The organism is Chryseobacterium sp. NRRL B-14798, assembly GCF_050470705.1.
GTDB lineage: Bacteria > Bacteroidota > Bacteroidia > Flavobacteriales > Weeksellaceae > Chryseobacterium > Chryseobacterium cupriresistens.
The window spans coordinates 4,677,793-4,696,270 of sequence record NZ_JBFLUL010000005.1; the positions used below are offsets into that span (position 1 = coordinate 4,677,793).

33 protein-coding genes are annotated in these 18,478 nt (G+C 36.6%); 3 read left to right on the top strand and 30 right to left on the bottom strand.

Annotated elements, in window-relative coordinates; genetic code table 11:
- Positions 1 to 38: 38 nt before the first annotated feature.
- The 29 genes from rplQ to AB1278_RS21575 all read right to left on the bottom strand — a co-directional run bounded on the left by rplQ (position 39) and on the right by AB1278_RS21575 (position 14,929).
- A complete protein-coding gene (rplQ, locus tag AB1278_RS21435) occupies positions 39 to 557 on the bottom strand; it encodes a 50S ribosomal protein L17 (protein WP_110008555.1) in 519 nt (172 codons plus the stop codon).
- A gap of 6 nt (positions 558 to 563) precedes the next feature.
- Complete coding sequence (locus AB1278_RS21440) at positions 564 to 1,559, bottom strand: DNA-directed RNA polymerase subunit alpha (protein ID WP_047376582.1); 996 nt, start codon at positions 1,557 to 1,559, stop codon at positions 564 to 566.
- Between the two features lie 33 nt (positions 1,560 to 1,592).
- Positions 1,593 to 2,201, bottom strand: a complete 609-nt coding sequence (gene rpsD / locus AB1278_RS21445; protein ID WP_110008554.1) for a 30S ribosomal protein S4 — start codon at positions 2,199 to 2,201, stop codon at positions 1,593 to 1,595.
- 19 nt (positions 2,202 to 2,220) lie between these two features.
- Positions 2,221 to 2,610, bottom strand: a complete 390-nt coding sequence (gene rpsK / locus AB1278_RS21450; RefSeq protein ID WP_002983263.1) for a 30S ribosomal protein S11 — start codon at positions 2,608 to 2,610, stop codon at positions 2,221 to 2,223.
- 12 nt (positions 2,611 to 2,622) lie between these two features.
- Entirely contained in the window at positions 2,623 to 3,000 is a 378-nt protein-coding gene (gene rpsM / locus AB1278_RS21455; protein ID WP_002983260.1) for a 30S ribosomal protein S13, read from the bottom strand.
- A 9-nt stretch (positions 3,001 to 3,009) separates the two neighbouring features.
- Positions 3,010 to 3,126, bottom strand: a complete 117-nt coding sequence (gene rpmJ / locus AB1278_RS21460; protein ID WP_007839480.1) for a 50S ribosomal protein L36 — start codon at positions 3,124 to 3,126, stop codon at positions 3,010 to 3,012.
- 63 nt (positions 3,127 to 3,189) lie between these two features.
- Positions 3,190 to 3,405: a translation initiation factor IF-1 gene (infA, locus tag AB1278_RS21465; RefSeq protein WP_002983257.1), complete on the bottom strand. Its 216-nt coding sequence runs from the start codon at positions 3,403 to 3,405 to the stop codon at positions 3,190 to 3,192.
- A 3-nt stretch (positions 3,406 to 3,408) separates the two neighbouring features.
- Positions 3,409 to 4,788, bottom strand: coding sequence for a preprotein translocase subunit SecY (gene secY, locus AB1278_RS21470; protein WP_002983253.1), 1,380 nt, complete (start codon positions 4,786 to 4,788; stop codon positions 3,409 to 3,411).
- A gap of 9 nt (positions 4,789 to 4,797) precedes the next feature.
- Entirely contained in the window at positions 4,798 to 5,247 is a 450-nt protein-coding gene (rplO, locus tag AB1278_RS21475; RefSeq protein ID WP_110008553.1) for a 50S ribosomal protein L15, read from the bottom strand.
- 21 nt (positions 5,248 to 5,268) lie between these two features.
- Positions 5,269 to 5,445: a 50S ribosomal protein L30 gene (rpmD, locus tag AB1278_RS21480; RefSeq protein ID WP_029297759.1), complete on the bottom strand. Its 177-nt coding sequence runs from the start codon at positions 5,443 to 5,445 to the stop codon at positions 5,269 to 5,271.
- Positions 5,446 to 5,456: 11 nt separating this feature from the next.
- Positions 5,457 to 5,978 (bottom strand): 30S ribosomal protein S5, encoded by a 522-nt coding sequence (gene rpsE / locus AB1278_RS21485; protein WP_002983245.1) that lies wholly within the window; start codon positions 5,976 to 5,978, stop codon positions 5,457 to 5,459.
- A gap of 19 nt (positions 5,979 to 5,997) precedes the next feature.
- Positions 5,998 to 6,351, bottom strand: coding sequence for a 50S ribosomal protein L18 (gene rplR / locus AB1278_RS21490; RefSeq protein WP_002983242.1), 354 nt, complete (start codon positions 6,349 to 6,351; stop codon positions 5,998 to 6,000).
- A 15-nt stretch (positions 6,352 to 6,366) separates the two neighbouring features.
- A complete protein-coding gene (gene rplF / locus AB1278_RS21495) occupies positions 6,367 to 6,912 on the bottom strand; it encodes a 50S ribosomal protein L6 (RefSeq protein ID WP_110008552.1) in 546 nt (181 codons plus the stop codon).
- A 17-nt stretch (positions 6,913 to 6,929) separates the two neighbouring features.
- Complete coding sequence (gene rpsH, locus AB1278_RS21500) at positions 6,930 to 7,328, bottom strand: 30S ribosomal protein S8 (protein ID WP_002983236.1); 399 nt, start codon at positions 7,326 to 7,328, stop codon at positions 6,930 to 6,932.
- 146 nt (positions 7,329 to 7,474) lie between these two features.
- Positions 7,475 to 7,744 carry a 30S ribosomal protein S14 gene (rpsN, locus tag AB1278_RS21505; RefSeq protein WP_002983233.1) on the bottom strand — a complete coding sequence of 90 codons (270 nt, stop codon included), beginning with the start codon at positions 7,742 to 7,744 and terminating at the stop codon, positions 7,475 to 7,477.
- A gap of 3 nt (positions 7,745 to 7,747) precedes the next feature.
- Positions 7,748 to 8,299 carry a 50S ribosomal protein L5 gene (gene rplE / locus AB1278_RS21510; protein WP_034694682.1) on the bottom strand — a complete coding sequence of 184 codons (552 nt, stop codon included), beginning with the start codon at positions 8,297 to 8,299 and terminating at the stop codon, positions 7,748 to 7,750.
- Between the two features lie 11 nt (positions 8,300 to 8,310).
- Positions 8,311 to 8,637: a 50S ribosomal protein L24 gene (rplX, locus tag AB1278_RS21515; protein WP_047427597.1), complete on the bottom strand. Its 327-nt coding sequence runs from the start codon at positions 8,635 to 8,637 to the stop codon at positions 8,311 to 8,313.
- A gap of 21 nt (positions 8,638 to 8,658) precedes the next feature.
- On the bottom strand, positions 8,659 to 9,027 hold the full coding sequence (gene rplN, locus AB1278_RS21520) for a 50S ribosomal protein L14 (protein WP_002983226.1): 369 nt from the start codon (positions 9,025 to 9,027) through the stop codon (positions 8,659 to 8,661).
- Between the two features lie 2 nt (positions 9,028 to 9,029).
- A complete protein-coding gene (gene rpsQ, locus AB1278_RS21525; RefSeq protein ID WP_027371715.1) occupies positions 9,030 to 9,284 on the bottom strand; it encodes a 30S ribosomal protein S17 in 255 nt (84 codons plus the stop codon).
- 12 nt (positions 9,285 to 9,296) lie between these two features.
- On the bottom strand, positions 9,297 to 9,482 hold the full coding sequence (gene rpmC / locus AB1278_RS21530; protein WP_034694678.1) for a 50S ribosomal protein L29: 186 nt from the start codon (positions 9,480 to 9,482) through the stop codon (positions 9,297 to 9,299).
- A 12-nt stretch (positions 9,483 to 9,494) separates the two neighbouring features.
- Positions 9,495 to 9,920, bottom strand: a complete 426-nt coding sequence (gene rplP, locus AB1278_RS21535; RefSeq protein WP_076596996.1) for a 50S ribosomal protein L16 — start codon at positions 9,918 to 9,920, stop codon at positions 9,495 to 9,497.
- Between the two features lie 97 nt (positions 9,921 to 10,017).
- The gene (gene rpsC, locus AB1278_RS21540) at positions 10,018 to 10,767 is read right to left on the bottom strand and encodes a 30S ribosomal protein S3 (RefSeq protein ID WP_034694675.1); all 750 of its coding nucleotides are present in this window, start codon (positions 10,765 to 10,767) and stop codon (positions 10,018 to 10,020) included.
- A gap of 7 nt (positions 10,768 to 10,774) precedes the next feature.
- Positions 10,775 to 11,173, bottom strand: a complete 399-nt coding sequence (gene rplV, locus AB1278_RS21545) for a 50S ribosomal protein L22 (RefSeq protein WP_002983214.1) — start codon at positions 11,171 to 11,173, stop codon at positions 10,775 to 10,777.
- A gap of 2 nt (positions 11,174 to 11,175) precedes the next feature.
- Positions 11,176 to 11,454, bottom strand: a complete 279-nt coding sequence (gene rpsS, locus AB1278_RS21550; protein ID WP_002983209.1) for a 30S ribosomal protein S19 — start codon at positions 11,452 to 11,454, stop codon at positions 11,176 to 11,178.
- Positions 11,455 to 11,456: 2 nt separating this feature from the next.
- A complete protein-coding gene (rplB, locus tag AB1278_RS21555) occupies positions 11,457 to 12,278 on the bottom strand; it encodes a 50S ribosomal protein L2 (RefSeq protein WP_027381305.1) in 822 nt (273 codons plus the stop codon).
- 22 nt (positions 12,279 to 12,300) lie between these two features.
- Entirely contained in the window at positions 12,301 to 12,591 is a 291-nt protein-coding gene (rplW, locus tag AB1278_RS21560) for a 50S ribosomal protein L23 (RefSeq protein ID WP_002983204.1), read from the bottom strand.
- 3 nt (positions 12,592 to 12,594) lie between these two features.
- On the bottom strand, positions 12,595 to 13,224 hold the full coding sequence (gene rplD, locus AB1278_RS21565) for a 50S ribosomal protein L4 (protein WP_034694672.1): 630 nt from the start codon (positions 13,222 to 13,224) through the stop codon (positions 12,595 to 12,597).
- Positions 13,215 to 13,841 (bottom strand): 50S ribosomal protein L3, encoded by a 627-nt coding sequence (gene rplC / locus AB1278_RS21570; RefSeq protein ID WP_002983195.1) that lies wholly within the window; start codon positions 13,839 to 13,841, stop codon positions 13,215 to 13,217. The genes rplD and rplC overlap by 10 nt, the downstream gene beginning before the upstream one ends.
- 191 nt (positions 13,842 to 14,032) lie before the next feature.
- Positions 14,033 to 14,929 (bottom strand): LysR family transcriptional regulator, encoded by an 897-nt coding sequence (locus AB1278_RS21575; RefSeq protein WP_202840846.1) that lies wholly within the window; start codon positions 14,927 to 14,929, stop codon positions 14,033 to 14,035.
- 131 nt (positions 14,930 to 15,060) lie between these two features.
- Between AB1278_RS21575 and AB1278_RS21580 the strand changes: the two genes are divergently transcribed.
- On the top strand, positions 15,061 to 15,453 hold the full coding sequence (locus AB1278_RS21580) for a rhodanese-like domain-containing protein (RefSeq protein ID WP_202840848.1): 393 nt from the start codon (positions 15,061 to 15,063) through the stop codon (positions 15,451 to 15,453).
- A 17-nt stretch (positions 15,454 to 15,470) separates the two neighbouring features.
- Positions 15,471 to 15,923, top strand: a complete 453-nt coding sequence (locus tag AB1278_RS21585; protein ID WP_202840849.1) for a GNAT family N-acetyltransferase — start codon at positions 15,471 to 15,473, stop codon at positions 15,921 to 15,923.
- 75 nt (positions 15,924 to 15,998) lie between these two features.
- On the opposite strand, the gene AB1278_RS21590 is transcribed toward AB1278_RS21585, so the two are convergent.
- Positions 15,999 to 16,763 carry a DeoR/GlpR family DNA-binding transcription regulator gene (locus AB1278_RS21590; RefSeq protein WP_202840850.1) on the bottom strand — a complete coding sequence of 255 codons (765 nt, stop codon included), beginning with the start codon at positions 16,761 to 16,763 and terminating at the stop codon, positions 15,999 to 16,001.
- Positions 16,764 to 16,879: 116 nt separating this feature from the next.
- Between AB1278_RS21590 and AB1278_RS21595 the strand changes: the two genes are divergently transcribed.
- Positions 16,880 to 18,478 (top strand): glycerol-3-phosphate dehydrogenase/oxidase, encoded by a 1,599-nt coding sequence (locus AB1278_RS21595; RefSeq protein WP_202840851.1) that lies wholly within the window; start codon positions 16,880 to 16,882, stop codon positions 18,476 to 18,478.

Genomic DNA, 18,478 nt, shown 5'->3' on the forward strand with positions numbered 1-18,478 from the left:
CGGATTCCGGATGGTTTTTTTATATATCTGAATGAATATTATTCTTCAGTTTTTTCCTCAGTAGTATCAGCTTTAGCTTCTTCTACTTTCTCTTCAACTGCAGGAGCATCAGCAACTACTGCTTCAGCTTTTTTAGCAGTTGTTGATCTTCTGCTTCTTCTTGTAGCTTTTTTCTCTTCAGCATTAGGGTTGTAAAGCTCGTTGAAATCAACTAATTCGATAAGAGCAGTGTCAGCAGCATCACCTGGTCTGAATCCTGTCTTGATGATTCTTGTATAACCACCGTTTCTTTCAGCGATTTTAGGAGCTACAGTTCTGAATAATTCAGCAACCGCAAATTTATTTTGAAGGTAAGAGAATACTACTCTTCTATTGTGTGTAGTATCTTCTTTTGCTTTTGTTAATAGAGGCTCAACATATACTCTTAAAGCTTTAGCTTTAGCTACAGTAGTGTTGATTCTTTTATGCTCAATTAGAGAACAAGCCATATTAGAAAGTAAAGCACTTCTGTGAGAAGCTGTTCTTCCTAAGTGATTGAATTTTTTACCGTGTCTCATTATTAATTATTTATCAGCGTCTAACTTATATTTTGCAACGTCGAAACCGAAGTTAAGACCTTTTGAATGCACTAATTCTTCTAGTTCTGTCAAAGATTTTTTACCAAAATTTCTGAATTTCATCAAATCAGACTTACTGTAAGAAACCAGTTCTCCAAGAGTTTCTACTTCAGCCGCTTTAAGACAGTTAAGGGCTCTTACAGAAAGATCCATATCTGCTAATTTAGACTTAAGAAGTTGTCTTGTGTGAAGAGTTTCTTCATCGTACTGGATAGATGCTTTTACAGCTTCAGTTTCAAGCGTAATTCTCTCATCGGAGAATAGCATGAAGTGATAAATTAATATCTTAGAAGCTTCAGTTAAAGCATTCTGAGGGCTGATAGACCCGTCAGTTTCTATATCTAATACAAGTTTTTCGTAGTCTGTTTTTTGCTCTACACGATAATTTTCAATGCTGTATTGTACTTTCTTGATCGGCGTGAAAATAGAGTCAATAGCAATAGTTCCTACAGGAGCATTGTTTGATTTATTTTGTTCAGAAGGAACATACCCTCTACCTTTTTCAATATTGAAAGTAATTTCGAAAGTTACATCACTGTTTAGGTTGCAGATCACTAAATCCGGGTTCAGAACCTCAAATCCATTGATAGACTTTCCTAAATCACCAGCAGTAATAACCGTTTGACCTGAAACTTTAGCAACAACCTGCTCGTTAGCCTGGCCTTCTGCTGCAGCTTTTAATCTTACCTGCTTAAGGTTAAGAATAATTTCGGTAACGTCTTCGATTACTCCTGGAATAGTTGAAAATTCGTGCTCTACACCTTCTATTTTGATAGATGAAATAGCGTATCCTTCCAGAGAAGAAAGCAACACTCTTCTCAAAGCATTACCGATTGTAAGCCCGAAACCTGGTTCTAAAGGTCTGAATTCAAATTGACCTTTAAATTCATCAGAGTTAAGTAAAATTACTTTATCGGGTTTTATGAATTGTAAAATTGCCATATTATTGGGTTGAGCAAAAATTTGATTAAAAAATTATTTAGAGTAAAGTTCGACGATAAGGTTTTCCTTAATGTCCTCCGGAATCTGGATTCTTTCAGGAGCAGAAACGAAAGTTCCTTCTTTCTTCTCATCGTTGAATTGTAACCACTCATAGTTTGACTTAGAAGCCAATGCATTGGTAACAACTTCAAGAGACTTAGACTTTTCTCTTACAGCGATTACATCACCAGCTTTTACCAAGTAAGAAGGGATATTAAGAATTTCTCCGTTCACAGTGATGTGTCTGTGAGAAACCAATTGTCTAGCTCCAGATCTTGTTTTAGCAAAACCTAATCTGTATACTACGTTATCCAATCTTGATTCACAAAGTTGTAATAGAACTTCCCCTGTTACACCTTTACTTCTGTGTGCTTTGTCAAATAGGTTAGCAAACTGTCTTTCTAAAATACCGTAAGTATATTTAGCTTTTTGTTTTTCAGCTAACTGAATTGCATATTCTGATTTTTTAGCACCTCTTCTTTTGTTAGGACCGTGTTGTCCTGGCGGTTGGTTCTTTCTTTTTTCGAAGTTTTTATCATCTCCGTAGATTGCAGCACCAAACTTTCTAGCAATCTTAGTTTTAGGTCCAATATATCTTGCCATAATGGGTAAATTCTAAAAATTAAACTCTTCTTCTTTTTGGTGGTCTACATCCATTGTGTGGCATAGGAGTCACATCAATGATTTCGCTAACTTCAATTCCTGAATTGTGGATAGATCTGATAGCAGATTCTCTACCTGCACCTGGACCTTTCACAAACACCTTTACTCTTCTTAAACCAGCTTCGTGAGCTACAGCAGAGCAATTTTCAGCTGCCATCTGAGCAGCAAATGGAGTATTCTTTTTAGAACCTCTGAAACCCATTTTACCGGCAGAAGCCCAAGAGATAACCTCTCCGTTTTTATTTGTTAAAGAAATGATGATGTTATTGAAAGAAGCCTGAATATGAGCTTCACCAATAGCTTCAACTTTTACTTTTCTTTTCTTAACTACTTTAGTTTGTTTTGCCATAATTCCTAACGATTATTTACTAGCTTTTTTCTTGTTAGCAACAGTTTTTCTCTTCCCTTTACGTGTTCTAGAGTTGTTTTTCGTTCTCTGGCCTCTTAAAGGTAATCCAAGTCTGTGACGTATTCCTCGTTGGCATCCTATGTCCATCAATCTCTTGATGTTCAATTGCACTTCAGATCTCAATTCTCCTTCTACTTTTACGTTTTCAGAGATATATGTTCTGATTGCAGCCAATTCATCGTCATTCCATTCGTTGACTTTCTTGTCTTCGCTGATACCGGCAGCTTTAAGGATTTCAGAAGAAGTACTTCTTCCTACTCCATAGATGTAAGTTAAACCGATAACACCTCTTTTGTTTTTTGGTAAATCAATACCTGCAATTCTCGCCATAATTTAATGTTAACCTTGTCTTTGTTTAAATTTTGGGTTCTTCTTGTTGATTACGAATAGTACACCTTTTCTGCGTACGATTTTGCAATCAGCGCTTCTTTTTTTAATTGATGCTCTTACTTTCATTTTGATAGTATTTATTTTTTACAAATTGCCAAATGGAATGCGTATTCCATTTGGCTCATTGTTTTAATATCTAAATGTGATCCTCCCTTTTGTTAAATCATAGGGAGACATTTCTAGTTTTACCTTATCTCCAGGTAAAAGTTTAATATAATGCATTCTCATTTTGCCGGAGATATGAGCAATAAGGATATGCCCATTTTCCAGCTCTACACGGAACATGGCGTTAGAAAGTGCTTCCACGATCACGCCATCTTGTTCAATATGTTTTTGTTTTGCCATAAATTAATATCCAGTCGTTCTTGATAATTTAGACTGCATTAAGCCATCATAATGATGGTTCAGCAGATAAGTATTAATCTGTTGAACTGTATCTAAAATTACACCCACCATAATTAATAATGATGTTCCCCCGAAAAATAGGGCAAACGCATCTGTCTGAACAAAGCTTCCATGCACAATTGCTGGAAGGACTGCAAAGATAGATAAAAAAATTGCACCTGGCAAGGTAATTTTTGATAAAATATCATCTAAATAATCAGCGGTCTCTTTACCGGGTCTTACTTTCGGTACTAAACCTCCATTTCTCTTCAAGTCATCAGCCATCTGGTTTACCGGAATTGTAATCGCAGTATAGAAAAATGAGAAGATAATAATTAATAGCGCAAACAATACGTTGTACTGCCAGCTAAAAACATTCTTGAAACCTGCAAGAAAAGTGTTAGACTCATCGAATTTTGTTAATAATCCTGGTACGAACATCAATGCCTGGGCAAAGATAATCGGCATTACACCAGCAGCATTTACTTTCAATGGAATCCATTGTCTTGCTCCCTGCATAAGATTTCTGTTTACACCTCCTCTTGCTTGAGCTCTGCTTACATACTGAATTGGAATTTTTCTAACAGCTACTGATAAGATTACTGCTAAAAGAACTACCAACATCCAGAATAATACTTCAATAAGGATCATGATAGATCCCATTCCTCCTTTTCCGTTCTGCACGGCCATCTCCTGTACGAATGCCTCAGGTAATCTTGAAAGGATCCCCACCATAATAAGGATAGAGATACCATTTCCGATTCCTTTATCGGTAATCTTTTCACCCAGCCACATTGCGAATACTGAACCGGCAACCAAAATAACAATACTTGGCAACCAGAACATGATTGAATTTGGCTCTACATAGTATGCAGACTGGAACTGAGCATATGGTAAGAATAATTGAGTAATAGAAGTTAAGTAAGAAGGTGCCTGTACCAGACAAACTCCAATTGTTAACCATCTTGTAATTTGGTTCAATGTATTTCTACCTGACTCTCCATCTTTCTGAAGCTTCTGAAGATAAGGAATAGCCATCCCCATCAACTGAACAATAATAGAAGCAGAAATATAAGGCATGATTCCCAACGCCATTACGGAAGCGTGGCTGAAAGCTCCCCCCGTAAACGACGAAAGCAAGCCAAGGAGACCTGCTCCTTGCTTGTTACCGCCTTGATTTTTATAATGCTCTAAGAGATCTCCCACCTCTGCAAGGTTAATTGCAGGAAGCGAGATATAAGATGCGAATCTATACACAAGGATAATCCCTAAAGTGAAGAGAATTTTATCTCTAAGTTCTTTAAGACTCCAAATATTTTTAAGTGTTTGTATAAATTCTTTCATTAGTAAGTATTATAAGGTAATTGCTTTTCCACCTGCTTTAGCAATAAGCTCTTCAGCAGATTTAGTGAATTTGTCAGCAGAGATTGAAACCGCAGATTTCAATTCTCCTCTACCCATAATTTTCACTAATTCGTTTTTAGAAATTATCCCGTTTGCTACTAAAACTTCTTTCGTGATATCTCCGGTGATGGATTTGTTCTCGATTAAAGTCTGGATAGTATCAAGGTTAACTCCTCTAAACTCTTTTCTGTTTACGTTTTTGAATCCGAATTTAGGTAATCTTCTTTGTAAAGGCATCTGTCCACCTTCGAAACCGATTTTTTGAGAATAACCAGCTCTAGCTTTCTGACCTTTGTGTCCTTTTGTTGAAGTACCTCCTTTTCCACTACCTTGACCTCTACCAATTCTCTTTGAGTTGAAAGTAGATCCTGCAGCAGGTTTTATGTTATTTAAATTCATTTTAATTTCTCTTTTATAAAATTATTTTTGAACTTCAAGTAAGTGGCTTACTGCAGCGATCATTCCTAAGATAGAAGGAGTAGCTTCGTGTTCTACAACTTGGTGAAGTTTTTTTAATCCTAATGCTTCAAGCGTTCTCTTTTGGGTTTTTGTTCTACCAATAGCGCTTCTTACTTGCTTTACTTTAATTGTTGCCATTGTTTTAATTATTAACCGTTAAACACTTTACTTAGAGAAATTCCTCTCATTCTAGCGATCTCCTCAGGTCTTCTGATGTCTAATAACGCTTTGAAAGTAGCTTTCACTACGTTGTGAGGGTTAGAAGATCCTTTAGATTTTGAAAGGATATCGTGAATACCAGCAGATTCCAATACCGCTCTTACCGCACCTCCGGCGATCAATCCTGTACCGTGAGAAGCAGGTCTTAGGAAGATATCTGCACCACCGTATCTAGCAGTAGTTTGGTGAGGGATAGTATGGTTCATTACAGGAACTTTCACAAGGTTTTTCTTAGCGTCTTCAACTGCTTTAGCAATTGCAGAAGCAACCTCTTTAGATTTTCCTAAACCGAAACCGATAACACCTTCTTCGTTACCTACTACAACAATAGCAGAAAATCCGAAAGCTCTACCTCCTTTTGTTACTTTTGTTACTCTGTTAACAGCTACGAGACGATCTTTTAATTCTAATCCTCCCGGTTTTACTCTTTCTATATTATCTAGTCCTAACATATTTTCCGAAATTTAATGATTAGAATTTAAGTCCTCCTTCTCTTGCACCATCAGCAAGAGCTTTTACTCTACCGTGGTATACGAATCCGTTTCTGTCAAATACAATACTTTCGATTCCTGCAGCGATAGCTTTAGCAGCGATAGCTTTACCAACAGCAGCAGAAACTTCAGTCTTAGTCCCTTTAGCGTCTACACCTTTCTCTCTTGAAGAAGCTGAAACTAAAGTTTTACCATTTTTATCGTCGATTAACTGAGCGTAAATTTCCTTATTACTTTTGTATACAGATAATCTTGGCAATTCAGAAGATCCAGAGATTTTCCCTCTTACTCTTCTTTTGATTCTTATTCTTTTTTCTAATTTACTTAATGCCATAATACTTATAATTTATTAAGCAGATTTACCAGCTTTACGTCTAACAATTTCTCCTACGAATCTTACACCTTTTCCTTTGTATGGCTCAGGCTTTCTGAAAGAACGGATCTTTGCAGCTACCATTCCTAGAAGTTGGTTGTCGTGAGACGTTAAAGTAATAATTGGGTTTTTACCTTTTTCAGTCAATGTATCCACTTTTACTTCACTTGGAAGTTCTAATACGATACCGTGAGAGAATCCTAAAGCCAACTCAAGTTTTTGACCTGCGTGTGAAGCTCTATATCCTACCCCTACTAGTTCAAGTTTCTTTTCGAAACCTGCACTTACACCAACAATCATGTTGTTGATTAACGCTCTGTATAAACCGTGAAGCGCTTTGTGTTGTTTAGAATCAGATGGTCTGTTTACGTTAAGTTCACCATCTTTTTGTTCTATAGTAATTCCTGCAGTAAGCTCCTGAGAAAGTTCTCCTTTAGCTCCTTTTACAGTTACTACACCGTTGTTTTCAGTGATTGTAACTCCTGCTGGAATTGTTATAATTGCTTTACCAATTCTTGACATTTTCCTCTGATTAAAAATTAATAAACATAGCAGATTACTTCACCGCCTACTTTCTCTTCTCTAGCTTTCTTGTCAGTCATTACTCCTTTAGAAGTAGAGATGATAGAAATACCCAAACCGTTTAGTACTCTTGGAAGCTCAGCTGAACCTTTGTACTGTCTCAAACCTGGTCTAGAAGCTCTTTGAATAGACTTGATAGCCGGTTTGTTAGTTTGCTTATCATACTTTAAAGCGATTTTGATCACTCCTTGAACAGCGTTATCTTCAAACTTGTAGTTTAAGATATACCCTTGATCAAATAAGATCTTAGTAATCTCCTTTTTGATTTTCGATGCAGGAATTTCCACCACTTTGTGGCCTGCGCTTTGTGCGTTCCTTACTCTTGTTAGGAAATCTGAAATTGGATCTGTTACCATTTTTCTTTTATAAATTATTGGTTAAAGAACAATCAGTTTTGCAAAGACTTGAAGAGTAAAATATCAGACTTCAGAAATCTTCGGTCTGATATTTTTATCTTTAGTATCTAAACAACTTAATTGTCCCGATTTTTAATTAGTAATAATTACCAACTAGCTTTTCTTACACCTGGGATAAGACCGTTGTTTGCCATTTCTCTGAAAGTTACTCTGGAAATACCGAACGTTCTCATATATCCTCTTGGTCTACCTGTTAGTTTACATCTGTTGTGTAATCTTACAGGAGAAGCATTTTTAGGCAATTTTTGAAGTCCTTCGTAATCACCAGCTTCTTTAAGAGCTTGTCTTTTAGCAGCGTATTTAGCAACTAGTGCTTCTCTTTTGCGCTCACGCGCTTTCATTGATTCTTTAGCCATTTCTTAGTTCTTTTTAAATGGTAAACCGAAGTGAGTTAATAATGCTTTAGCTTCTTTATCTGTTTTCGCAGTAGTAACGAAAGTGATGTCCATCCCCTGGATTTTTTTCACTTTGTCAATTACGATTTCAGGGAAGATAATCTGCTCAGTAATACCTAAGTTGTAGTTACCTCTACCATCGAAACCATCAGCTTTGATACCAGAGAAATCTCTGATACGTGGTAAAGCAGAAGCAGTAAGTCTGTCTAAGAATTCATACATCTGGTTTCCTCTTAAAGTAACTTTTGCACCTACAGGCATACCTTTTCTCAATTTGAAAGCAGCTTCGTCTTTCTTAGAGATTGTACCAACAGCCTTTTGACCTGTGATATTTGTAAGCTCTTCTACAGCATAATCAATGATTTTTTTGTCTGCAGTAGCATCACCTAAACCTTGTGATACAACGATTTTCTCTAATTTAGGTACTTGCATTACTGACTTATACCCGAATTCTTCCATCATTGCAGGAACAATTGTCTCTTTATATGCTTTTTTGGGTCTTGCTATATATTCCATGTTAATTCAAATTATAAAGTTTCACCCGTTTTTTTGTTAATTCTTACTTTCTTATCTCCTTCGATTTTATAACCGATTTTGATAGCTTTTCCGTCTTTACCAACTAAAGCTACGTTTGAGATATGAATAGAAGCTTCCTTCTCAGTAATTCCTCCTTGAGGATTAGAAGCTGAAGGCTTAACGTGTTTTTTAACGATGTTAAGTCCTGCAACGATTACTCTTGGGTCTCTACCTTCTTTCTTGATCACTTCAATAACTTCACCTGTCTTACCTTTGATATCTTTCTTACCAGTAGTAATGATTACGTTATCTCCTCTTTTTATTTTTAACTTTGACATTTCTTTTAAAAATTTTTAAAATTAAAGTACTTCAGGAGCTAATGAAATGATTTTCATATATTCTTTGTCTCTCAACTCACGAGCAACTGGTCCGAAAACACGCGTTCCTCTCATTTCTCCCGCTGCGTTTAGTAATACACAAGCATTGTCGTCGAATTTGATGTATGAACCATCTTTTCTTCTTACTGCTTTTTTAGTTCTTACTACTACAGCTTTAGATACCTGACCTTTTTTAGCGTTTCCAGATGGCGTAGAATCCTTGATCGTAACAACGATTTTATCACCAACTGAAGCATATCTTCTTCTGGTTCCTCCCAGAACTCTGATCACTAGTACTTCTTTAGCACCTGTGTTATCAGCAACTTTTAATCTTGATTCTGTTTGTAACATTATTACTTAGCTTTTTCAATGATTCTTACTAATCTCCATCTCTTGCTCTTGCTCAAAGGTCTAGTTTCCTGGATCAAAACTGTATCACCTTCTGTGCATTCGTTGTTCTCGTCGTGTGCAGTATATTTTTTCGTTTTCAAAACGAATTTACCGTACATCGGGTGCTTTACTCTTGTAGTTTCACTAACAACAATAGTTTTTTCCATTTTATTGCTGGAAACCACTCCGATTCTTTCTTTTCTTAAATTTCTATCCATTGTAAAATGAAATTATTGTTTGTTAGTTAACTCAGTGTTTAGTCTTGCGATTGTTTTTCTCAAATCTCTGATTTGAATCGGGTTTTCAATTGGGCTGATTGCATGAGCCAATTTCAATTTAGAATATTGAGCTTTTGCTTCAGTTAATTGAGCTTGAATATCACCCGCGCTTAAATTTTTAATATCAGCATTTTTCATTGTATTCAAAGATTATAGAGGTTTAACAAAATCGTTAGCAACGATGAATTTAGTAACTACTGGTAATTTTTGTGCAGCAAGTCTTAAAGCTTCCTTAGCGATATCGTAAGGTACACCTCCAACTTCGAACATAATTTTACCTGGTTTTACTACAGCTACCCAATATTCAACAGCACCCTTACCTTTACCCATACGTACTTCCGCTGGTTTCTTAGTAATTGGCTTATCTGGGAAGATTTTGATCCATAGTTGACCTTCTCTCTTCATATATCTTGTCGCAGCGATACGAGCCGCTTCAATCTGTCTTGCAGTGATCCAAGCTCCTTCCGTTGCTTTGATCCCAAAAGTTCCGTAAGCAAGTTGACTACCTCTCTGGGCATTCCCCTTCATCTTCATCTTATGAACTCTACGGAATTTGGTTCTTTTTGGTTGTAACATAATTTCTAAATTTTAGATTTTAGATTTTAGATTTTAGATTTTTTTTATTTTAAAAAAGTAACGGTAATTTAAAATTCAAAATTTCTAATCTAAAATTTTAATTATTATTGTTATTGTTGTTGTTTTTTCTAGGTCTTCTGTTGTCTCTGTCTCCTCCTCTGTTTCCTCTGTCTGACTGACCTCCTTTTTTCTGTTGTCCCACTAGTGGAGAAAGTTCTCTTTTACCGTAAACTTCACCCTTCATGATCCAAACTTTTACCCCTAGTCTACCGTAAGTAGTGTGAGCTTCTGCCCAGTGGTAATCAATATCAGCTCTGAAAGTTGACAATGGAATTCTTCCTTCTTTGAAAGATTCTGATCTTGCCATTTCAGCTCCGTTTAATCTACCAGAGATTTGAACTTTGATACCTTCAGCACCCATTCTCATAGTACTTGCCATTGCCATTTTAACAGCTCTTCTGTAAGAAATTCTGTTTTCAATTTGCTTAGAAATACTATCAGCAACTAGTACAGCATCTAATTCAGGTCTTTTGATTTCGAAAATGTTGATTTGAATATCCTTACCAGTCAATTTCTTCAACTCTTCTTTCAATTTATCAACTTCCTGACCTCCTTTACCGATGATAAGTCCCGGTCTAGCAGTAGTAATAGTTACTGTAACTAATTTTAAAGTTCTTTCAATATAAATTTTTGAAATACCACCTTTAGATAATCTAGCTTCAAGGTATCTTCTGATTTTGTAGTCTTCAGCGATTCTGTCTCCATAATCGTTTCCACCAAACCAGTTAGAATCCCATCCTCTGATGATACCTAATCTGTTACCAATTGGATTTGTCTTCTGTCCCATACCTTGATTAATTTTCTTTGTTACCTAAGATTAATGTAACGTGGTTAGATCTTTTTCTGATTCTATACCCTCTACCTTGTGGAGCTGGTCTTAGTCTCTTCAATTGTCTTGCACTATCCACAAATATTTCTTTAACGATAAGGTTTGCTTCCTCGATGTCAGCACCTTCGTTTTTCACTTGCCAGTTAGCCATAGCAGAAAGAAGTAATTTCTCTAACTTGTTAGAAGCATCCTTCTTAGAATATTTTAGGATATAAAGTGCTTTGTCTACCTGCTCTCCTCTAATGATATCAGCAACTAATCTCATTTTTCTTGGAGAAGACGGGCAATTATTTAATGAAGCTTTTACAACGTCTTTGTTAGCTTCTTTTCTTGCGATTGAACTATCTTGTTTTCTTGATCCCATGATTATCTGCTTCCTTTGTTTTTGTTACCACCATGACCTCTGAAAGATCTTGTTGGAGAAAATTCGCCTAACTTGTGACCAACCATGTTTTCTGTAACGTAAACAGGGATAAAAGATTTCCCGTTGTGTACAGCAATAGTTTGTCCTACGAAGTCCGGAGAGATCATAGATGCTCTAGACCAAGTTTTGATAACTGTCTTCTTACCAGACTCTATATTTGCCTGAACCTTCTTATCTAAAGTATGATGAATGAACGGTCCTTTTTTAAGTGATCTTGCCATAATTATTTTCTTTTAGATACGATGTAACGGTTAGACACTTTGTTTTTCTTTCTAGTTTTGTAACCTTTAGCCGGTTTACCGTTTCTAGATCTTGGGTGACCTCCTGAAGAACGTCCTTCACCACCACCCATTGGGTGATCTACTGGGTTCATTACAACCGCTCTTGTTCTTGGTCTTCTACCTAACCATCTGCTTCTACCAGCCTTACCTGATACAGTTAATTGGTGATCTGAGTTGGAAACAGAACCAATCATTGCCATACATTCAGTAAGGATCATTCTTGATTCTCCTGAAGGTAACTTGATGATTGCATATTTACCATCTCTTGAAGTTAATTGAGCTGAAGAACCAGCACTTCTTGCTAAAATTGCACCTTGTCCAGGCTTCATTTCAACACAAGAGATTACAGTACCCAATGGAATATTTTTCAATTTCATTGCGTTACCTACGTTTGGTTCAACGCTTTCTCCTGATACTACTTTCTGATCAACTTTGATACCGTTTGGAGCGATGATATATCTCTTCTCTCCGTCTGCGTACTCTAATAAAGCGATAAATGCAGTTCTGTTTGGATCGTATTCTACAGATTTTACAGTAGCTTCAACGTTTGCTTTGTTTCTTTTGAAGTCAATAATTCTGTATTTCTTTTTGTGTCCACCTCCGGTGTAACGCATGGTCATTTTACCTGTTTGGTTACGTCCACCTGACTTTTTAATACCAACTGTTAGAGATTTCTCTGGTTTGTTGGTAGTAATTTCCTCAAAATTGTTTACAATTCTGAATCTCTGTCCCGGGGTGATAGGTTTTAATTTTCTAACAGACATTACTATTATTTATAATTAATAATTAATTTACAGCAAAAATATCGATAACCTCACCTTCAGCAAGTTTGATTACCGCTTTTTTCAATTTATTTGTCTTTCCTACTTGAAGACCTTTTTTAGTGTATTTTGAAGAAACCTTCGGAGCATAAATCATTGTGTTAACGTCTGCTACTTTTACACCGTAAGCCGCTTCAACAGCTTTTTTGATCTCGATTTTATTCGCCTTAGGATTCACTAAGAAAGAATAAGAACCTCTTAAATCTGTAAGGTAATTAGCCTTTTCTGAAATAACTGGTTTAATAATAACTGACATGATTTATTTCTTTAAATTTTCCTGGAATTTTTCAACTGCACCTTCGAAGAAAATGATCTCACCAGCGTTTACTAAATCGTAAGAACTGATCTCGTTGAAGTTCATTACTTTAGTTTTAGGTAAGTTTCTTGAAGATAAATACACATTCTTGTTAGCTTCAGGAAGAACGAATAAAGATTTTTTACCGTTAAGTTCCAATGCATTTAATACATTGATGAAATCTTTAGTCTTAGGAGCGTCAAAGCTCACATCTTCTAAAACTTTAATGCTGTTGTCTCTCATTTTTTGAGATAAAACAGATTTCTTAGCCAATCTCTTAAGAGCTTTGTTCAATTTGAATCTGTAGTCTCTTGGTTTTGGTCCGAATACTCTACCTCCACCTCTGAATACTGGAGATTTGATATCACCGTATCTAGCAGATCCTGATCCTTTTTGCTTCTTAAGCTTTTTAGTAGAAGCAGTAATTTCGCTTCTTTCTTTTGCTTTATGAGTACCTTGTCTTTGAGCAGCAAGATACTGTTTAACTTCTAAGTAAACCGCGTGCTGATTTGGCTCAATTCCGAATACTGTTTCGTCTAGAGTTACTTTTCTTCCGGTCTCTTTTCCTGATGTATTTAATACTACTAGTTCCATTTTCTGATAATTACATAAGAATTTTTAGCTCCCGGAACAGCACCTTTTACTACTAAAAGATTTTGTTCTTGATCAACTTTTAACACTTGAAGGTTTTGAACAGTTACCTGCTTACCTCCCATTCTTCCAGCCATTCTCATCCCTTTGAATACTCTTGAAGGGTCTGAACCAGCACCGATAGAACCTGGAGCTCTAAGTCTGTTGTGCTGACCATGAGTTGCCTGCATTACACCTCCAAATCCGTGTCTCTTAACAACACCCTGGAAGCCTTTACCTTTTGAAGTTCCTGTTACGTCAACATATTCACCTTCAGCGAATAAATCAACTTTTACTTCTTCTCCTACTTTTACTTCATCAACGAATTCTCTGTAGAATTCTACTAATTTAGCTTTAGGAGCAGAACCAGCCTTTTTAAAATGACCAGCTAACGCTTTACCAACGTTCTTCTCACTCTTGTCATCGAAACCTAACTGAACAGCTTTATAACCGTCTTTTTCTAAGGTTCTGACCTGTAAAACCGAGCATGGACCAGCTTGGATAACTGTACAAGGAATGTTTTTTCCTTCTTCGTTAAACAAAGATGTCATACCGATTTTTTTACCAATAATACCTGACATTGTTTATATTATAATAAAATTTATCCTTTATTTATCCCCATTTTTCGGAAGTCTGAAGTAATTTCTACTTTTGACATAGGCATACTACGCCCCTAAAATGAGTGTGCAAATTTATGAATAATTTTGTAACTGACAAATATTTCGACTAAAATATTTTGATTTTTAATCATTTAGCAGTTTCAGAAAAAAAACTATCCAAAATTTTGAAAATATTCTTTGAAGTTCAAAAGAAAGTCATTAATATATTTTTTTCCGGCATCCGATTTTCTTACCACCAGATAATGTTTTCTTCTCAAACCTTTACTTCCGATTTTTTTAAATTTCAGCTCATCAGACAGCCTGAATGAATGCAATGCCCATTTCGGCATACAGGTAATCCCCATATTGGCCTGCACCATTTCCAAAGTAACTTCTGTTAACGGAACTGCTGAAATCTTCACAGGCATCATTCCGCTAGGATTAAGGAACCGATCGTAAACAGAAACGGTTTCTAAAGGAAAAGAATGAATGATTAAATGAGCATCCCGAAAATCCTCAGCACTAAGATATTCAGTATCATTTAAAAGGTTTTCTTTATGAATTACTGCAAAAACTTCATCCTCAAAAATCTCAATGCAGATCAATTCATTATTACCGGCAGGTTTTGAAGTGACCACTGCAATATCAATTTCATTGGATATGATTTTTTCCACAGGCTTATGAGTTGCTTCCAATACCAGATCCACTTCAATCTCAGGATATAATACTTTCATTTTCTGAATAAATAACGGTAGTCCCTGATAAAATGAGTAACATTCTGTACTGATTTTTATGGTACCCGCCGCTCCGGCTCTTATCTGTTGAATCTCATTCAGGCCATTCCCTATACTATCTATTACCGTACATGCAGTTTTGTAAAGCACACTTCCCTCCTCAGTAAGCTCCCATTTGTTCCTTGCCCTGTAAAACACTTTAAACCCGAGCTGGATTTCCAGATCTTTAAGCTGATGGCTTAATGCTGACTGTGTCAAAAAAAGTTTTTCAGAAGAACCTGCAATACTCCCTTCCTCCGCAATTGTTTTAATAAGTTTTAAAAACTTGATTTCCATAGCGCAAAGTTAATCATATAACAAAAAACACTATCTGAAAATATTTCATTTAACACTGCAGAACATTCAATTTCAATCTTAGGAAAAGAATAAACCCGATCATAGCTTTGCACTACAAACAATTTAACATTATGCAAGAACAAATTGAATTCTACCAGAAAAAATTAATGTATGAAATGGATCCTTCAGATTTATATGATGGATTTCAAAACAGCACAGATTACATTGCAGTAGATACCAGAAGACCACATGGCTATAGCAAAGAACACATCCCATCTGCAATTAATCTGCCCCATCAGGAAATGACAGAAGAAAGCACCCGGCACCTTGATAAGTCAAAAATATATGTCTGCTACTGCGACGGGATAGGCTGTAATGCTTCCACAAAAGGAGCTTTAAAAATGACCCAATTAGGATTTAAGGTGATGGAATTAATAGGAGGAATGGAATGGTGGAAATTTGATGGCTATGCCACAGAAGGAACAGATCCTACCAATGGTTCCGCTTTTGTATGCGCCTGCTAATCCATCAACATAAAGATATGAAAATAAGATTCGCCGAAGAAAAAGACATAAGTTCCATTATTGAATTATGTAAAGCCCATGCGCACTATGAAAGAAACTTTTTTAAGGAAGAAAACAAAAAGGAACAGCTCGCTAAACACCTCCTTGATCCGGATTCCCATATAAAATGTCTGGTTGCAGAATCTGATACTGAAATAACAGGATATGCAACATTTTTCAAACAGTTCTCCACCTGGGACGCAGGTTACTATATGTATGTTGACTGCTTATTCCTAAAAGAGAATGCAAGGGGAAACGGAACAGGAAAACAAATAATGGAATTAATAAAAATCCACTCAAAAGAAGAAGGCTGCTCGATGATTCAATGGCAAACCCCGGATTTTAATACAAGAGCCATTAAGTTCTACACTCTGCTTGGAGCGGAAAGAAAAAACAAAAAGAGATTTTTCTGGAAAGTACAAGTCAAATGATTTCTATTTTAAAATAGAGACCGCCTGAAGTCAGATGGTCTCTCTTTTTAACTATTTAATTAAGCTGAATACAGCCTATTTTACAATAACCGTAACCCCTCTCTCTTCCAACGCAGACCGGTCTTCTTCACCGATACCATTATCTGTGATCAGATAATCCACTTCGTCCAATGAGGCAATTTTACCAAACCCCTTCTTATTCAGTTTGGACGAATCTGCCAAAACGACTGTCTTATCCGCACACTCAATCATTACCTGATTAAGATGTGCCTCCGCCGCATTGGAGGTACTGATTCCAAATTCAAGATCAATACCGTCTACCCCCAGAAAAAGTTTATTACAGGAAAACTGTTTGAGAATTCCTTCCGAAATGGATCCTACGATTGAAGTTGAACTTTTCCTCACCTCCCCTCCCAGTTGGATCACATTAATATTAGGATTGTTACAAAGCTCAATAGCCACCCTTAGTGAGGACGTTAAAACAGTAAGCGAATTGAAATTCACAAGCATTCTGGCAAGATAATGCATGGTTGTCCCGGATGCCAATATAATACAGTCGTTTTCGTGAATCAATGATAATGCAGCTTTGGCAATAACCTGCTTCGCTTCCACATTGATATTTTCTTTTTCACCCACATTTTTTTCATAAGCATATCTTACCTGCTTACTTGCTCCTCCATGATTTCTGAAAAGAAGCCCCAGGCTTTCGAGATAATTCAGATCCTTTCGGATCGTAACTGAAGAAACATTGAGCTTTTCACACAGATCCTGAACAAGTACATGCCCTTTCTCATCCAGCTCTTTAAGTATTTCATCCTGCCTTGGTAATAGCTTTTCCATTTTATTCGTTTCATCAAAATTACCGATTTTTTCCGATATTTTAAAATTTCATTTATTTTCTTTTTGCTTTCATTTTTAATTTATATATTTGAAAACGAAACATAAACGAAACATTTATGAAACGAAACGAAGAACTCAGTAAGTTAACCAATGTAAAAGAATGGGACTTTATTGTCATAGGAGGAGGAGCCAGTGGTTTAGGTTCAGCATTAGATGCGGTAAGCAGGGGATTCAAAACTTTATTGCTTGAATCTCATGACTTCGCAAAAGCAACATCCAGCAGAAGTACCAAATTGGTACACGGCGGAGTTAGATATCTCGCTCAGGGAGATGTCGGATTGGTAAAAGAAGCATTAAAAGAAAGAGGACTCTTAGCAAAGAACGCAGCACATATTGTAAAAAATCAGTCTTTTATTATTCCTAACTATACCTGGTGGGGAGGAATCTACTATAAGATAGGTTTATCTGTTTATGATTTCCTTGCGGGAAAACTAAGTTTGGGTAAAACGAAATACATCAGCAAAGCGAAAACCGTTGAAAAGCTTCCTACTATTGAACAAAATCACTTAATGAGTGGTGTTGTTTACCAGGATGGACAGTTTGACGACGCCAGACTTGCCATTAATCTTACCCAGACGATTATTGAAAAAGGAGGAAGTGCTGTTAACTATGTGAAAGTAATCAACCTTTTGAAAGATGCTTCTGATAAAGTAGTAGGCGTAGTTGCTGAAGACCAGTTTTCTAAACAGCAATATCAGATCCATGGTAAAGTAGTCATCAATGCCACTGGTGTATTTACGAATGACATTCTTAATATGAACAACCCTAAGCATGGTAAATTGGTGGTACCAAGCCAGGGAATTCACCTGGTACTGGATAAATCTTTCCTGAAAAGCGATGATGCCATCATGATTCCAAAAACATCAGACGGCAGGGTTTTATTTGTTGTGCCGTGGCACGACAGAGCCTTGGTGGGAACCACCGATACTCTTTTAAAGGATGAAAGCTTTGAGCCTCGTGCACTGGAAGAAGAAATCAGCTTTGTTTTAAATACAGCAAGACAATATCTGGCTAAAAAACCAACCCGTGAAGATGTGAAATCAGTTTTCGCAGGTCTTCGTCCGCTTGCCGCCCCTAAAGATGGAAGCAAAAGCACCAAAGAAGTTTCCCGTAGCCATAAAGTTATTACTTCAGAAACCGGATTAGTTTCTATTATCGGAGGAAAATGGACTACTTACCGTAAAATGGCAGAAGATACTGTAAACGAAGCCATGAAAGTTCACAGATTGGGAAATAGCCCATCTAAAACAGAACATCTTTCCATCCACGGAAATGTAAAACCAGAACAGGTAGACAGAACCAATCATCTGTATGTGTACGGATCTGATATTCCGGCAATCAAAAAATTACAGGAAAGTAATCCGCGCTATGCTCAAAAAATCCATCCTGATCATCCCTTCACCGTAGCAGAAGTGGTATGGGCCGTAAGAGCTGAAATGGCAGAAACCATTGAAGATATCCTGGCAAGAAGAGTACGTCTGCTTTTCCTGGATGCCAGAGCAGCGATAGACAGCGCTCATAACGTAGCAAGAATCCTTGCTGAAGAAAAAGGATACTCTGAAGAATGGGCGCAGCAGCAGGAAAATGAATTCATTGAACTGGCAAGAGGATATTTATTGACTCCTTATTCACCTAAAGTAATCAACCTAAATTAG